Genomic DNA, 16,145 nt, shown 5'->3' with positions numbered 1-16,145 from the left:
TAAAGAAGAAATTTTGCATTAAAAAAGAACTTTTTGTTATTAACTTAAAACAACTTATTTAAAGCGTGGCTTATTTTTATGGTTTACCAACACATTCTTTTTGCTGCCGATTTAATTGATGAAGATGATGAGCCGGTATCAAGAAAAGCGTTAGAATTAAAAAAAATGAATAATAGTGCGATCAGTATTGTCCATGCGGTCGAAATTCCAACCGGTTATGGAGATTCCTATGAAATGCCGGTGGTTTCCCAATGGCAAAAAGACTTGGAGGCTTCTCTAATGGGTCGCCTTGAAAGTTTAGCTGAAAAAATTGATGTCGATAAAGCAAACATACATCTAAAGATAGGGCCTCCAAAAAACCTAATTTTGGATGTGGCTCAGGAAATAGGCGCTGACCTTATTGTGGTGGGAAGCCATGGAAGGCATGGCTTATCATTAATGCTTTTAGGATCTACATCAACCGCTGTTTTGCATGGCGCGAAGTGTGATGTCTTAGCCGTACGGGTTTAATTTATTAAAAAAGCTTTTTTTGGGTAACCTTAAATAGCTTTTTTATTTTTTAAGGTATTTATCAAAATAAATCGGCATGGCTTCTTTTAAGTGGCCTTTAAAATGTAGGATCTTCTTATCAGGATGGTGTTTTTCCATTTCCTCTACTGTTTCTGAAGAGTAATTATAAATATCCCCTTTTAAGAATTTGATATTTAATGAGTCTAGAGTGATAGAATCTTTGTCCTTGTCCATGCGGACGATGGAGGGCTGTAAAAGTCCCCAAATGGCTTTTTGGCTACCGCCCCAGTTCATGAGCCGGTTATTTTGAAGAAGCATTTTTGCAAGAATTTGATTAAAAAATTTAAAAGCCTTTTGAAAGCTTCCCCGTTTCACAAAAGTCACCCCTAAGTTGATGGGGATAATAGGAGAGGGGCGAAGGGTAAGAAATATATCTTCCGTATTTTCAAAAACAGACTCTAAATTAGCTTGTACAAGGATATCGAAATCTAAAAAAATAAGATTTCCATTTTCGGGGTGCGATTTTAGAAACTGCGCTTGAGCTACTGTCTCCGCATAACGTAAAGGGTAATTGTCTATCGGGTAGCGGATGATCTCAAAAGTTTCCTCTTCAAAATGAGTTTTCCGATCGGTAAGAAGAACTTTTCTGCAATTAGGATGAAAAAGGGAGACGGACTCAAACATCAAATGAATCAGACTAAAGTTGATGGGCCGAAATGGCTCTGCTTTTTCATCAAGGGCTTGGTAATGCGTCGCAAAGGTAATCATTAAGGTTCTTATTTTAAGAGTTTAAGGAGCAATGCGGGTGGCTTTCCATTGTTCTTTTTCTTTAACGAATAAGAAGCGATCATGCAACCTATTTTCCCTTCCCTGCCAGAAAACGAGCGTCTCTGCCACAAACCTAAAGCCGCCCCATTTATCAGGAAGCGGGATTTCCAAGAAATTTTCAAAGCGTTTTCTCTCTATTTCAAAAGCATTAAGAAGCTCTTCCCGAGAAGAGAGAGGTTTTCCCTGGCAAGAGGCCCAAGCGGCAAGCTGGCTTTCCCTTGGCCTGGTTTTAAAGTAAGAAAAGGATTCTTCTCTCGAAAGAAGGAAAACTTTTCCCTCAAGGGTCACTTGCCGCTCTAGCTCTTTCCAAAGAAATGTTAGGGAAGCATAAGGGTTTTCCTTCAAATCGGAAGCTTTTCGACTTTCCAAATTGGTATAGAAAAATAAGGCCTCATCATCAATTTCTTTAATTAGAATAGATCTGCTTGTCGGCCTGCCAAGTTTATTTGCAGTGGCTAAAACTGCCGCATTCGGCTCCAGCAAAGAAAGGTCAAAGGCTTCTTGAAGCCATGAGGAAAGGGCTTTTAAAGGGTCTTCTCCAAGCTCATTTTGATCCAGGGTCCTTTTGGTATACTCTTTTCTTTGAACTTCATATTTCATTTGAATTTTGAAAGCCTCGCTTAAGGTTACTCACTTGACAGCTACTTTGCCAATCGTTTATTAATTCGACAATCTCTAACAAATTTTTTAAGGGGAATAAACGTAAATGGATGGAATTTTAAACCTTGAAGATGTGAATGTTAGAGGAAAAAAAGTGGTCATGAGAGTGGATTTTAATGTTCCGCTTGATGATTCCGGAAATATTCTTGACGATACAAGGATTCAGGAGACTTTGCCTTCAATTGAGCATGTCCTTAATGAAGGAGGCTCCCTTATTTTATTAAGCCATATGGGGCGCCCGAAAGGAAAGGACTCTAAATTATCCTTAAAGCCTTGCGCCAAAGATTTGGAAAAGCTGATAAAAAGAAAGGTTCGCTTTATTGATGATTGCGTAAGCGATGAAGCCCTTAATGCAGCTAAAAATTTAAAGCCCAAAGAAGTCCTTTTGCTTGAGAATCTACGTTTTCATGAAGGTGAGGAAAAGCCGGAAAAAGATCCCGGGTTTGCAAAGAAATTGGCCGAGCTTGGCGATATTTACGTGAATGATGCTTTTGGGTCTTCCCATAGACCTCATGCTTCCATTGTTCCTTTAGCCGGGCTTTATAAAAAAAAGGCAGCCGGTTTTCTTCTGGAAAAAGAAGTCTCCTTTCTTGAAAAGGCTTTAAAAAATCCGGAGAGACCTTATCTTGCTCTAATCGGGGGTGCAAAAGTTTCAAGCAAGCTTGGCGTTATAAAATCTCTTCTCTCCCATGTGGATGGCATCATCATCGGCGGGGGTATGGCTTATACTTTTTTAAAAGCCTATGGAGTTAAAATCGGATCTTCGATTTGTGAAGAGGATCTTCTTGAGGAAGCGAGGAGAACTTTAGAAGAAGCGAAAGCAAAAAACGTACCTATTTATCTTCCCGAAGATAGCATTATTGTCGATCATCTATCAAACGATGCTCAAAAAAAAGTCGCTCCTAATTCCGTTGGGATACCGGATGGAATGATGGGGGTTGATATCGGGCCTAAAACCATTCAACATTTTACTTCATTAATTTCACGCGCAAAAACTATTTTTTGGAACGGACCTTTTGGTATTTTTGAAATTGCGTCCTTTTCACTTGGCACTTTTGAAATCGCAAAGGCGGTTATTGAATCTGCAAAACTGTCTATTGTAGGTGGTGGAGATACGATTGCCGCTATCAACTCCTTTAAATTGGGGTCTAAAATCACTCATATGTCTACAGGCGGCGGCGCATCGCTTGAATTTATAGAGAAAGGAACCTTACCCGGATTGGAGGCTTTAAAAAAATAAAAAAAACTTTTTCTTTTTAAAGAGGCAGTAAAGAAAGCTATTGTGATTAAAAATGAAAAAAGATAAAATCTTTCTCACAAAAGTAAATAATTCCTTTTAAAAAGGATTGTCTTGAAGAAGATCTTCAAGGATTTGGTCAATGTCTTTAAAAATGAAGACGCGCGTACACAAGCGCAAGGAGTGCCGCCAATGAAAGCTACCGAAACTGCCCAAGAATTCGGTAAATGGCGCAGTTTTTTATGGCCAATCCATAATTATGAGTTGCGTAAACTCATTCCACTACTCGCCATCTTCTTTCTAATTACTTTCGATTACAATGTTTTAAGGACAATGAAAGACGCCGTTGTAGTTACGGCCAAGTCTTCAGGGGCTGAAGTCATCCCTTTTATCAAAGTCTGGGTTATGTTCCCGGCTTCTATTTTAATCACATTCTTATTTACAAGACTCTCAAATAAAATGAAACTCGAATACGTGTTTTATATTATGATGAGTCTCTTCCTGGCTTACTATTTCATTTTTACCTTTATCATCTATCCCGCTAAAGATTCCCTCCATCCCAATCAGACGGCCGATCAACTCCAAGCAATTTTACCGCTTGGTTTAAAAGGTTTCATCGCGATGTACCGCAATTGGACTTGCACGACTTTTTATGTGATGAGCGAACTTTGGAGCAATATTATTTTATCGATGCTCTTTTGGGGATTTGCCAATCAAGTCACAAGACTTGGGGAGGCGGCAAGATTCTACGGTCTTTTTGGAGTCGGGGCAAATTTCTCGGGTGTTGTGGCAGGCTACGCTTCCGTTATTATATGCAGCCAAGAATACAACCCTAATTTGCCTTTCGGCAAGGATGCCTGGGAACAGTCAATGATGATCCTTGTAGGCTTAGTAATTCTTTCAGGGATTCTCGCGATGCTGCTCTTTCGCTGGTTTAACAAACAAGTCCTCACAGACCCGCTCTTTGCAGAACCCGGAATGCTCGGGCAAGATGTCAAGGTGCGCGGAAAAATCTCTATGAGAGCAAGCATTCGATACCTCTGGAACTCAAGTTATTTAGTCTATATTGCTTTGATTGTCATCGCCTACAATATCGTCATCAATTTTGTGGAAGTTTTATGGAAACATGAAGTTCATGCGCTTTTTCCAGATCCTAAAGACTACAATCTTTACATGAACCATGTGTCTACAATTATCGGTGCGATTGCTACATTTACAGCCCTTTTTATCTCAGGCAATTCAATTAGAAAGCTAGGGTGGTCCTTTACAGCGCTTCTAACTCCGGTTATCCTCTTTATTTCAAGCATTGGATTTTTCGGAAGTTTTTTTCTCAAAGAATTCAGCCCTGCCACTTTAATTGGAATGGGATTCTCTCCTTTGGCGCTTGTAGTTTTCTTTGGTTCCATGCAAAATATTTTAAGCCGGGGGGCAAAATACACTGTTTTTGACGCCACTCGAGAAATGGCCTTTGTTCCTTTAAGTGCGGAAAGTAAAATTAAGGGCAAAGCGGTTGTGGATGGGCTTTGTTCAAGACTTGGAAAATCAGGGGGTTCTGTGATTTATCAAACTCTCTTGATTCTTTTTTCAACCATTACTGCAAGTGCGCCGATTGTTAGCGTGTTCCTTTTTATAGTAATCGCTATCTGGGGAGGGGCAACCTACCTTTTAGGTAAAGAATTTGCTCTATTGACCGGATCCGGAGAAAGGGGAGCTTTGAAACAACCCAAAGAGCAGACCGCTTAAAAGAGAGCGTATAGCTAGTTTATTTGATTTTTACGGGTAGCCTTCGAAAGAGGGCTATCTTTTTTATTTTTAGTAAACTATATTTAATGTTTTTAGCTTATTAACCTTACTTTTTTAACAAAAATTTATAAAGATTTTGTTGAAAAAATTTTTTGAAAAGTTTATAATTTATTTATTGTAAAAAAGGTTTCTCATGAACCAATCAGTTGATAGGGAATTTAGCAAGTTGCGTTCTTTTATCTGGCCTATTTATCGCCATGAACTTCGCATGCTTCTACCTATGGTGTTCATTCTTTTTTTTGTATGTTTTAACTACAGCATTCTTAGAAGCTTAAAAGATTCGATTGTCATTACAGCTTCAGGAGCCGAGGTTATCCCCTTTATTAAACTTTGGGTCATGCTGCCGGCCGCTATCATTTCTACTCTCGTCTTCACTAAACTTAGCAATCGCTTTAGTCAAGAAAAAGTCTTTTATATCATTATTTCAGTTTTTTCTTGCGGATACCTTCTTTTCGCTTTTGTTCTCTACCCGCTAAGGGAGACTCTTCACCCTCACGGTCTTGCAGATACGCTTCAAGGAATTCTTCCTGCAGGCTTCAAAGGGCTTGTTTCCATGCTATGCCACTGGACTTTTACTTTATTTTATGTCCTTTGCGAGCTTTGGACAACAATTGTGATGTCTGTTCTCTTCTGGGGATTTGCCAATGAAGTGACTAAAATTCAGGTGGCGAGGCGTTTTTATAGTGTTTTTAGCATTTTCTCAAACCTTGCGGCCATAGCTGCGGGGCAAGCTGCAAACTTTGTATCTCTTGGGGATGAATTCAACCCTTCAATTCCATTTGGATCAAGCAGCTGGGAACAGACCATGATGGTTCTAGTTCTTGTTATCACGGTTACAAGCATCGCTATTATGGCCATGTTTCGCTGGATGAATAAAAATGTCTTAAATGACCCTTCCTTTGATGAATTTCATAAATCCAAATTAGAGTTAAAAAAGTCAAAAAGAAAATCCTCTATTAAGGACAGCTTCTCTTACCTTTCCAACTCTAAGTATCTTATTTGCATCGCTGTCTTAGTCGTAGCTTATAACCTGACAATAAACTTGGCTGAAGTGGTCTGGAAAGACAGGCTGAGAGCTCAATTTAAATCCCCGACAGAAGTAAACCAGTTTCTTAATAACTTAACTTCAATTATGGGTATTGTCTCCACAATGGTCTCTATTTTTATGGCGCAGATCATAGCCAGGTTTGGTTGGACAAAAACAGCCCTTATCACTCCCGTTATGATGCTGATCACTTGCGGCGGGTTTTTCACCTTTATGATCTTCCAAGAACATTTAGCAGACTACGCGGTGTTAATGACAGGCCTTACCCCTCTTGCAATTGCCGTCTATTTTGGAGCTGCGCAAAACTGCTTGAGTAAAGCCATGAAGTACTCAGTTTTTGATGCGACTAAAGAAATTACCTTTATTCCGCTAAGCCATGAGAGCAAGTTGAAAGGGAAGGCTGCGATCGATGGCATTGGTTCAAGGCTTGGAAAATCAGGGGGTTCATTGCTCCATCAAGGTCTTCTCCTCGTCTTTGGAAGCCTTTCTTCTAGCGCTCCTTATGTAGCCGTCATCATTATGGGCTCTATTACCGGTTGGATTGTTGCTGTGAAGGCTCTTGGCCGTATGTTTGCTGAGAAAGTAAGCGGTGAGAAAACTGATCTTATCAGTGAAGGGGCTAAAGAAGAAAAGCCTCCCGCTGTTGCAAATGCTTAAATAGAGATCGAACTGACGCTTTGATGGAGAAAGGACACATTTAGCAAATCAAATGTGTAAAATGAAGCATCAAGCGACTAACTTATTGGGGAGTATCACTCTTTCAAAAAAGCCAAGATAAATAGAACGGTTTTTAGATAGAAAACGGTTTTATTTATCTTGGCTTTTATACTGCGTGGCATCTTGCTTACAATCATAGTAAAATTGTTTCTATAAGCTTAACTGTAGCGCTTGCTTAACGGATTAGGGGAGGTAATCAGGGATTCAATGCCTCCTTAGTCTTTCTTTCTAATCAAAATTTGACGCAAGAAGATGTTGTTTCTAAAATATTTGAATCTTTTGCCTAAAGGTGAGGGGTCGATGTTTCCAGGTTAAGCGATTATATAAAGCGTCTTTTCTATTTATGAGATTTCATCTTGACGCATCTCAAAGCGGCTTGTCAGGTAGAGCTCAAAAAGAGCGGCTAGCCCAAGCAAAATAAAGATGCTAAAGACAAAAGGAGAGGGGGTAATTCCAAGAGTCATCAAGAATAAGACAACAAATTGAAGGGCGGTTGTCACTTTTCCCGACCAAATTGATCTTAATCGATAACTTTCAAGCTTTCCTGTCAAAATAAGGTAAATCCCAAAAATAAATACCGAAATATCTCTACAAAGCAAGCTTGCTATTTCCCAAGGTTCAAGAGAGGATTCTTGTATGAGTGTTGCTAAAACAATGATCACAAATAATTTATCCATGACCGGGTCAATTAAAGTCCCATAGCGGCTCGTAGTGGAATAGCGCCTCGCGATAAAACCGTCTAGAAAATCAGAGAAAGCAGCTAGGATAAGGACTACAGCTCTAAAAAAACTTCCGCTGAATACAAATAGGATTGCGAGGGGAAGCCGTAAAAGCGATATTAAATTTGGAATGGTCAGCATCGATAAATTAAATCAGGCTTTTGTTGTTTTGGAGAAATTCTCTTAAGCTTTTGCAAATAATATTAACTCTAAATGCACTTTCCTTAAATTACTATTTAGAGATCTGATGATTTTTTTTCTTTATAAATCGATATAGTACAAACGCTATTATCAAAAATAAAATTGTTAAGATTACAATGTTATTATACGTTTTAAAAAATGAAATAATAGCTTCATAATTTCCCGCGAAAATGTATCCAAGCGAAAATGTAACAGAAGTTGAAAGAAGACAAGCTACCCCATCCCTTATAAGAAATAATGAGAAAGGCATTCTGCAAAGTCCTGAGGACATAAACAAAGCATTTCTTACCCCGCCCGGGATAAATCTTCCAATTAAAAATGTAAAAATACCGAAGCGATGAAAAAGCCGCCCCAAAGATTCGACTCTAAGCGGTGTCACAATATGCTTTGAAAATCTATAATCAAATAATTTAGGGCCGAAATACCTCCCTATTCCGTAAGCCTCCCATCCGGATATTAAGCATCCGGCGAAAAGCCAGCCATAGAGCCAGTAAGTTTGCTCAGGCATATAACGATTAGCAATCATTCCGCCTGTAAGCAAAATGATGTCCTCGCTTATCGGAATATTAATACCCGCTAAGAGTAAAAGAGCAAAAAAGATGTAGGGAATGTAAGGCAGCCAAAAGGACAAATTCGAAATTAGTTCATTAAACATTATTAAGAAGAGCCTTTGGCTAAAGGTTTGAAAGTTATTTATTAAAATTAATTGGAGAATCGAAGGAAACTTTTAAGGTTGGTTCGCTTAACTTCGCGCCTTGTTTCTCTATGATGTCAAAAGTGGCTTTTAGAAGGTGTTGCTTAATGGAATGGTATTCTTGAAGAGAGGCTACTTCTGTATAGGCCATGATTTCAATTTTGCAAGAAGTCGGCTCGCACCCTGAAAAGAAAGCTTCATGCCGAAGATTTGGGTCAATCTTATCAAAGGTCTTAAGCAGAGAATTGATTTCTTCAATCAAAGAGTAAGTGATGCCGAAATAGGAATGAGGAATATAGAGGACTTCTTTAATTAAACGATGGCTTCTTCTTGAAGGCGTTACGACAATGCTATTTGAGAAAAGGGAATTCGGGATATGCAAGGGCTGCTTTTCTTCATCTATCACAAGGGTTAAATACCAGCCGATTTCTTGGACTTCGCCTTTTACCTCTTTTTGCTTTATAATAATTTGATCACCCACTCCAAAAGGTTGTGTCAGATAAATGACGATGCCTCCAAAAAAGTTTGCGGCAAAGTCTTTTATGGCAAATCCGATAAAGGCGGCACCAACTCCCCCGATGGTTAAAAGGGTGTTGGCGCTATATCCAAAAGCATCTAAGAGAAATAATGCGAGAACAAAATAAAATCCGATCGAGATAAGCTTGCTAAGGGTGTCAACTCGTGTAATCGGGTAGGATGTTTGACCTTTGCGGCTTTTTGTAAAAAAAAGGGAAAGGGCATTTTTTTTAAATTTTTGAAAAAAGAAACCAAGAAGTATAAGGGCTGTAATTGAAGTAAAACTTAAAGGGGCGAATGAAAAAAACTGAGGGTAGGTGCTTCTTAAATCATCTAAAAAAATAGAGAGGCACAATAGCAAAATGGAAATCGGCGCCATCTTATCCAGTGCAAGACTAAAGCTCTTTAGAAAAATGCCGGGCCTTGAGTCGGCCCGCCTTCTTAAGTTTTTAGTGAAGCCTCGTATGAAAAACAACGTTAAGACTAAAACTAAAACTAGAATCGCATATTTGATAGCTATTAGTGTGCTCATAAGAATTACTTAGCTGACTTTACATCGCTTAAAAAGGGCTCAAGGTTATTCTGATCCCAGCATTTTTTTAAAAGCGCCATTTTTTTGTTGGAAATTCCGCCCAAAAATTCTATAGCTTTTAAAAGTCTTGCCCTTAACCTGTCTTTTCCTAAAATTTCTGACGAGTCAAAAAGAGGGGGGCCTTGAGGCTTGCCCATAACGGCGCCATAAAGAAGTTTCATCATGCTTTTTTTATGATGGACCTGGAATTTTTCAGCTAGAAAATGAGACGCTTGATTAACGCCTGCGCTCCCCCAATTTTCTAGTTCGTCAAGTTTCCAAATCATGGCTTGCAAAAGAGCAGCTGATAATTCGCTATTTCCTTCTCTTATGGTAAAAAGATCCGGTGAAAGCTTTAGATGGGAGACAAAAAAGAAGTCGCAGAGTTCCATAAATTCACTAAAGGTTTTGATCCTTGTGTGAATAAGCGGCATGAGCTTCTTCATAAAAGTTTCATTAAAGGACCACTCCTGAATACGTTTCCAGAGGTCTTCTTCAGGGATATTCTTGATTAGGTATTGCTGGTTTAACCACTCAAGCTTGCTTATATCAAAAACCGCGCCTGAAACACCGATTCTGTTTTTGTCGAATTCTTTGATAATCTCATCCAAAGAATAAATTTCTCTATCTCCCGGCATGCTATAGCCCATTAGAGTTAGAAAATTCATAAAAGCCTCGGGGAGAAACCCTGAATCTCGATAAAAGAATATAGAGGTCGGGTTCTTTCTCTTTGATAATTTTTTCCCGTCAATGCCAAGAAGGAGCGGCATATGCATAAATTCAGGGGCTTTCCATCCGAAATGCTCATAAAGAAGGATATGTTTTGGAGTTGAGCTCATCCACTCATCGCCTCGGATAACGTGTGTGATTTTCATTAAATGGTCATCGACGACATTCGCAAGATGATAAGTTGGAAACCCATCGGATTTTAAGAGAACCTGATCATCAACATCTGCCCAAGGGTTAGAAATTCTTCCTTTAATGGCATCTTGATAGACGCAATCGCCTGTTAAAGGCACTTTTAAGCGAATAACGAAAGGTTTTCCAAGGTCCTCATTAGCTTTAATCTCATCAGGACTTAAATTACGGCAGCGTCTGTCGTAACCTAGTTTTCCTCCTTGAGCTTTTAAGACTTCCCTCATTTCCTGCAAGTCTTCTTGGGTGCAAAAACATTTGTAAGCGCCGCCTGTTTCTAAGAGTTCATAGGCGTATTTTTGATAAATTTCCGTTCTTTCGGACTGCCTATAGGGGCCATAAGGACCTCCGCAATCAGGTCCTTCATCCCAAGAGAGTTTGCACCATTTTAGAGAGTCATAAATATTCTTTTCATACTCAGGGCGGCTTCTTGTTTGATCTGTGTCTTCAATGCGTAGGATAAACTTTCCGTTGTGATGTCTTGCAAAAATTAAATTAAAAAGGGCCATATAAGCTGTGCCTACATGAGGGTCGCCTGTGGGTGAAGGGGCAATGCGTACCCGAACTGAATTTTCCGACATGGATTAATCCTTGCTAAAAGAAATATTTTTAAAAAGGGTCATTGGAAAGGGGTGTTTTTTTTATGACAATGACCCAATTCGAAAAGAAATTTTCTAATATTCCGCCTTAGATTTCAAGGAGAATTACTTAGAGGCAGGCTTTGGCTCTTCCATCATAAATAAGAGATCCTTCATGACGTTTAAAGCTTCAGTCAACTGAAGGTCATTCTGACCGAATTGCTCTTCTTCCTCACCCTCTACATGGTCCTTAACTTTTTGCAGCTCTTTAAGGAAGGATTGGTAATTTTTATTATGCTTCATGCGGTATTCGGCATTAGCTCTTAGTTGGGGGAGATACTTTTCATACATATTCAGCTTTTTTTGAAGATCGAATTTGTAAAGAAAGCGGATGCGCTCGCGTTGGAAAGGAGGGATATCGCTTAAATCATCATCAAAATTGGGTTTTATAGAATCACTTTCAAGGGGGTATTTCGAATATTGTTCTCCAAGCTCCGATTCTGATAGAGGGCCCGGCAAAACAATGTCTGACTGCACGCCTGTCAACTGGGGAGTTTTTCCTGAGACGGTATAATAACGGCCTCTTGTCACCTTGTATTCCCCTTCTGGGTTTACAACCTCTGATTGGGCATTTAAAGTAAAGGTCTGGAAAGAGCCTTTCCCGTAGGTATGGTCGTCACCGACAATAAGAGCGATTCCATAGTCCTGGAGCGTTTGGGCAACAATTTCTGAGGCCGAAGCGCTTACCCGGTTAACAAGAACAATTAAGGGGCCGTCCCAGATTTTTTTGCCGTCAATATCTCTAAGATGTTGAATAAACCCGCTATTATCTTTAATCGAAACGACAACACCTTTTGATATAAAAAGACCCGCTACAGAAACGGCTTGGGTGAGAAGCCCCCCTGAATTATAGCGGAGGTCTAAAATAACTCCTTTGACCTTCCTATCCTGGCTAATTTTTTCAAGCTCTTTCGCAAGGTCAATCGCGGAAGAGCTGTCGGCATCTTGATAGAAGGTGTGAAGCTTTAAGTTCGCAATGACATCATCCCCAAAAGGCTCGTAGGAAGATTCAAAGCGAGCTTCTTTAAGGACTACCTGTCCTCTATAAATTGTGATGTCAACCTTTTCTTCTTTTTTAGGCTCGGCATCCCCCGTTTCACGAATCACCGTTAAAATAACAGGAGTATTTTCTTCCCCTCTAATTAATTCTACCGCATCGATGATATCCATCCCGACAACAGGTTCGCCATCGACTGCGATAATCCTATCTTTAACCTTAAGGGCTTTTTCAACAGCGGCAGGTCCCCCTTCGACAATTTTAGTTACTGTGAAGCCGTTTAGATCATCCCTAAGCTGAGCGCCAATTCCATAGAGCCTTTGCTGTACATTAATCATAAACTGCTTGGCTTCTTCCGGGGTAAAGTAAGAGGTGTGGGTGTCAAGAGAGGAGGTCACGGCCTTCAGCACTTTAGTTAGGATAAACTTTTGTCTTTCCACGGTATCCGGATTGAGAATCTCATCTTCATATTTAATCTGTCTTTTAACGATTCTTTGAAGGGATTTATCCTTCAACTCCTCGTTTAATCTGGAAGCTGTATCTGCTTGTAGGGCACGTATCCGAACAAGCCTATCTTTCAGCCCGTCGATTGTCTTGACCCATTGCATGTCTTTAAACTCGTCGGTTTTGACATTCTGAGGCAGTTTTGAGTAGTCAATCTCTTTATCTATGGAATGACGCCTTTCAACCGCAGCAATCATAGTTTTAAATATATTGTCGAAATTTGAAAAATTCCCTGCATTGAAATTGGCAATCATGGCATTTAGCTTTTCATCGCTTGGGTCTTGCCACTCCTGTATGTCAGATTCGATAAAATAAGTTTTAGTCGGGTCAAGTTCTTCTAGGAAATTGTTTAATATGCGTTTCATAAGCTCCGGGGTGAGCTTCTTATAATGAGCGTGCAAATTTAAAATTTCGTTTGTTTTTTGTGTGACCTTTTTTTCTGTCAGGTCAGGAAGTTTTGAAAAAAGAGAAAAGGGCAGGGTTAGAAGAAGGACCAAGAAGAGGCTTTGACGAATGAAAAGAATCATACTATCCCGAAAAGCTGTTGTTAAAATTTCATTATAGGAATAGGGGTAGTTTTTTTCACTCCTAAAAACCCTAATAAAAATTAGAATTTGAAAACTGAGCCTTTTTTTAATAGTAAGCCTCGTCTTTTAAGTCATAAATTTTTGTACTAATTAATGACTGTCTTTTCAATTCTCCCCACTTAGTAAACAAGATCTCATAAAAAAATTAAAATTTTGACAAAAAAATATTGATTTCAATTCTTTTTTTGGTATAATTGTTGTTTCGATTTTGAAAAATATCAACCTTTTTTGATTTCGATATTAGTCTAATTTATTTTTTAGTAAGTCCCTTAGAAATAAGGACAATAGTAATCACGAATCCTAGTTAAGGGATTGCAAGCTTAATAAAGAAGTACAAGGAGGTTCTCAAATGACGGAACAGAAGGAAAACGAGACTCTGGTGACTGAACAACCTCAAGAGTCAGCTAAATTTGTTTCGATAACAGAAGCTGCGAAACTTAATAAAGTGACGCGCCAAGCGATTTATATCGCCATTAAATTAAAAAAATTAAAGGCCAGCAAAGAGTCTACGAGATGGACTATTTGCGTAGAGGACCTTGAAGACTATCGCAAGCAAAAATATTCTCGTACAAAATCGGTATTTGAAGGCGAGCTGTTGTTTGATAATATGAAAGGATATTATTCTGTAAATCAAGTGGCACGACTTTTAAAAGTGCCTGCACAGAAAGTTTATTATGCGACTCGTACCGGGTACCTCAAAGCAGAGCGAAGAGGCGCTGCTTGGGTTATACACCAAGATGATGTCGACGAATACAAAAAAGGCTATCTAGTTAAGAAGCGTAGAAAGAATAAAGTTGCTAACTAAGTAGCTTTAGGTAAATCCGCGTTTAATGAGAAAAATAATTTTTGGAAATAGTACTTATTTTCATAAATTATTTTTTTTGTGTTTATTAACCCGCTTTATGGCGGGTTTTTTATTTAAGCCGTGCATAGGTTAGAATCCACCCTTGCACTCTTAATTTTTGTAAGTCGCTGCAAGGGTAATTGGAATAATTTTTTTAAAAATCAATCGGAAGATCGACAAACCCATCGTGAGTTGATTGGATTTTGGATCCTTTTGGGGCAGCTTTTATAGAGGTAACAGTATTTTCTTCAAGAGGAACTTCTTCTTCTTTGGAAACTTTGAAGTCTCGAACTTGCAATTGTATGCATTGACCAAGGTGCGTGTTGACTACAGGGATAAAAGAAACTAAAAGGCTCAAATTTTTTCGTCTTAAGTTGGGGCTTTCTCCTGCTTTTCCAAACGCTATTCCTTCAAGCATTCGGGGACCTTGCTGCAAATAAAGCTTCAAATGAGATCTGCCAACGACTTTTGGCGGCCAAGCTTGCTTTGCCTTGCAAAAAAGAATAGGTTGCGGGTTTTCATTTCCATAAGGCTCAAGCAGTTTAAGCGATTCCATGAAATCAAAAGTCAGTTCTTCAAAATTAATTTCAGCGTCTAAGTAAAGCTTTGTCATCACATCATGATTTTTTAGTGTGATATTGGCTTCTTCAATGAAACGGGATTTAAACTCTTCTATATTTTCAGGTTTTATTGTCAATCCGGCTGCAAAATCATGGCCGCCGAAGTTAAGAAGTATATCCGAGCTGTTTTTTAAGACTGAAAGCAGGGGAAACTCAGGGATGGATCTGATAGAACCCTTTCCCACCCCATTTTCAATCGCAATCATCACAGTCGGTCTATGATAATACTTTGAAATTCTAGTTGAAACTATTGCAATAACTCCAGGGTGCCATTTGTCAGAAGCTAGTATAATGGCTTTATCCTGAAGCATATTAGGGGTTTGAGCGATCATCGTTTCAACATCTAATGAAACGGCCCTTTCGATTTTTTGTCTTTCGATATTGTTTAGATCAAGCTCTATAGCCATTTTTTCGGCCATGGCGGTGTTTCTAATAAGAAGAAGTTGGACTCCTTTCGTGGGGTCATCGATTCTGCCAAGACTATTTAGTCTTGGGGCCACTTTAGATGCAATTGTAAAAGAGGTGAGATCACTTAAATCCACATCAGGATCTGAAATGGAGATCAATTTGCTTAAGCCGACTCTTTTTCCTTTTGAAAGTTGTATTAGACCGTAGCGGACCAAAATACGGTTTTCTCCAAGAAGAGAACCCATATCGGAAATAGTGCCTAAAGCTACAAGATCAAGATAACGCTTGAGGTCGACTTTTCGGGGAGGGATTTTGCCTTCTTGAACAAGAGTGTTGGTAATGCCATGCGCAAGCTTAAAAGCGACTCCAACTCCTGTTAGATCGGCATTTGGATAGGTGTTGCCCAATAATTTAGGGTTGAGCGTTGCAATGCAATTGGGGATAGTATCGGTTGGAACATGGTGATCTGTTATAATGACATCGACATTATGTTCGACAACTTTAGCGATTTCATTAGCGGCTGTGATTCCGCAATCGACTGTAATAAGAAGCTTGCACTGATTCCTTAAAGCGTAATCCAAGGCTTCGACAATTAGGCTTTGCCTTAGAGTGCCTCGGTTTGAGACATAAAAAAAGACATTTGCGCCTAAAAATCGTAAGAATTCAACTAAAAGAGCAGTTCCTGTCATCCCATCGACATCGTTGTCGCCATAGATCAGAATATTTTCTTTATTTTCTATGGCTTTTACAACGCGTTTGACCGCTTGGGGCATCTGCGCCATGAGGTAAGGATCGTAAAGATCTGGAAGTTTTGCATACAAATATTTATGGATTTGCTCGATATTGTTAAAACCTCTCGAGACAAGCACTTGCGCTGTCACAGGATGGATTTTGAATTCTTTAATGATGCTTTCTTTCAAATCGGGATCCTCTTTAGGAGGGACCCAGATGGGCGAGTCTGCATGATTGTACCAAGAAAGCATTTCTTTTAGCTCCATTATCTTATGCGGGGCTTCTCTATATTGGAGAGATAGATTGGTAAGATGGTCCTCTCAATCCTCTACAGGGAAGCGAATGCATTGTATCTATTGACTTTATAAGAAGAAAGATAATTATCCTTATTTTTTATCT

General features: G+C 39.2%; 13 protein-coding genes. 5 read left to right on the top strand and 8 right to left on the bottom strand.

What is annotated here, in order from left to right; all coding sequences use genetic code 11:
- Positions 1-78 precede the first annotated feature (78 nt).
- On the top strand, positions 79-510 hold the full coding sequence (locus tag CSEC_RS09905; protein WP_041018296.1) for a universal stress protein: 432 nt from the start codon (positions 79-81) through the stop codon (positions 508-510).
- A gap of 42 nt (positions 511-552) precedes the next feature.
- Here the strand turns inward: CSEC_RS09905 and CSEC_RS09900 are convergent, their stop codons facing one another.
- Both CSEC_RS09900 and pdxH read right to left on the bottom strand, forming a co-directional pair.
- Positions 553-1,278 carry a hypothetical protein gene (locus tag CSEC_RS09900; protein WP_041018295.1) on the bottom strand — a complete coding sequence of 242 codons (726 nt, stop codon included), beginning with the start codon at positions 1,276-1,278 and terminating at the stop codon, positions 553-555.
- A gap of 21 nt (positions 1,279-1,299) precedes the next feature.
- Positions 1,300-1,938: a pyridoxamine 5'-phosphate oxidase gene (pdxH, locus tag CSEC_RS09895; RefSeq protein ID WP_041018294.1), complete on the bottom strand. Its 639-nt coding sequence runs from the start codon at positions 1,936-1,938 to the stop codon at positions 1,300-1,302.
- A 106-nt stretch (positions 1,939-2,044) separates the two neighbouring features.
- Between pdxH and CSEC_RS09890 the strand changes: the two genes are divergently transcribed.
- The 3 genes from CSEC_RS09890 to CSEC_RS09880 all read left to right on the top strand — a co-directional run bounded on the left by CSEC_RS09890 (position 2,045) and on the right by CSEC_RS09880 (position 6,740).
- Positions 2,045-3,238 carry a phosphoglycerate kinase gene (locus CSEC_RS09890; RefSeq protein ID WP_041018293.1) on the top strand — a complete coding sequence of 398 codons (1,194 nt, stop codon included), beginning with the start codon at positions 2,045-2,047 and terminating at the stop codon, positions 3,236-3,238.
- A 189-nt stretch (positions 3,239-3,427) separates the two neighbouring features.
- Positions 3,428-4,978: an Npt1/Npt2 family nucleotide transporter gene (locus CSEC_RS09885; protein WP_041018292.1), complete on the top strand. Its 1,551-nt coding sequence runs from the start codon at positions 3,428-3,430 to the stop codon at positions 4,976-4,978.
- A gap of 193 nt (positions 4,979-5,171) precedes the next feature.
- A complete protein-coding gene (locus tag CSEC_RS09880) occupies positions 5,172-6,740 on the top strand; it encodes an Npt1/Npt2 family nucleotide transporter (RefSeq protein ID WP_041018291.1) in 1,569 nt (522 codons plus the stop codon).
- Positions 6,741-7,141: 401 nt separating this feature from the next.
- Here the strand turns inward: CSEC_RS09880 and CSEC_RS09875 are convergent, their stop codons facing one another.
- The 5 genes from CSEC_RS09875 to tsp form a co-directional block, all read right to left on the bottom strand.
- Entirely contained in the window at positions 7,142-7,660 is a 519-nt protein-coding gene (locus tag CSEC_RS09875) for a CDP-alcohol phosphatidyltransferase family protein (protein ID WP_053331987.1), read from the bottom strand.
- Between the two features lie 91 nt (positions 7,661-7,751).
- A complete protein-coding gene (locus tag CSEC_RS09870) occupies positions 7,752-8,375 on the bottom strand; it encodes a DedA family protein (protein WP_053331986.1) in 624 nt (207 codons plus the stop codon).
- Between the two features lie 34 nt (positions 8,376-8,409).
- The gene (locus tag CSEC_RS09865; protein ID WP_079978037.1) at positions 8,410-9,462 is read right to left on the bottom strand and encodes a mechanosensitive ion channel family protein; all 1,053 of its coding nucleotides are present in this window, start codon (positions 9,460-9,462) and stop codon (positions 8,410-8,412) included.
- Positions 9,463-9,467: 5 nt separating this feature from the next.
- Positions 9,468-10,997, bottom strand: a complete 1,530-nt coding sequence (gene gltX / locus CSEC_RS09855) for a glutamate--tRNA ligase (protein WP_041018288.1) — start codon at positions 10,995-10,997, stop codon at positions 9,468-9,470.
- Between the two features lie 123 nt (positions 10,998-11,120).
- Positions 11,121-13,082 (bottom strand): tail-specific protease Tsp, encoded by a 1,962-nt coding sequence (gene tsp / locus CSEC_RS09850; protein WP_041018287.1) that lies wholly within the window; start codon positions 13,080-13,082, stop codon positions 11,121-11,123.
- Between the two features lie 409 nt (positions 13,083-13,491).
- Between tsp and CSEC_RS09845 the strand changes: the two genes are divergently transcribed.
- The gene (locus tag CSEC_RS09845; protein ID WP_041018286.1) at positions 13,492-13,947 is read left to right on the top strand and encodes a helix-turn-helix domain-containing protein; all 456 of its coding nucleotides are present in this window, start codon (positions 13,492-13,494) and stop codon (positions 13,945-13,947) included.
- A 193-nt stretch (positions 13,948-14,140) separates the two neighbouring features.
- Here the strand turns inward: CSEC_RS09845 and recJ are convergent, their stop codons facing one another.
- Positions 14,141-15,997 (bottom strand): single-stranded-DNA-specific exonuclease RecJ, encoded by a 1,857-nt coding sequence (recJ, locus tag CSEC_RS09840; protein ID WP_079978041.1) that lies wholly within the window; start codon positions 15,995-15,997, stop codon positions 14,141-14,143.
- Between the last annotated feature and the right edge of the window lie 148 nt (positions 15,998-16,145).

Origin of the sequence: Criblamydia sequanensis CRIB-18, from assembly GCF_000750955.1 — a bacterium.
Lineage (GTDB): Bacteria > Chlamydiota > Chlamydiia > Chlamydiales > Criblamydiaceae > Criblamydia > Criblamydia sequanensis.
This window is presented reverse-complemented; position numbering and strand designations above follow the sequence as displayed.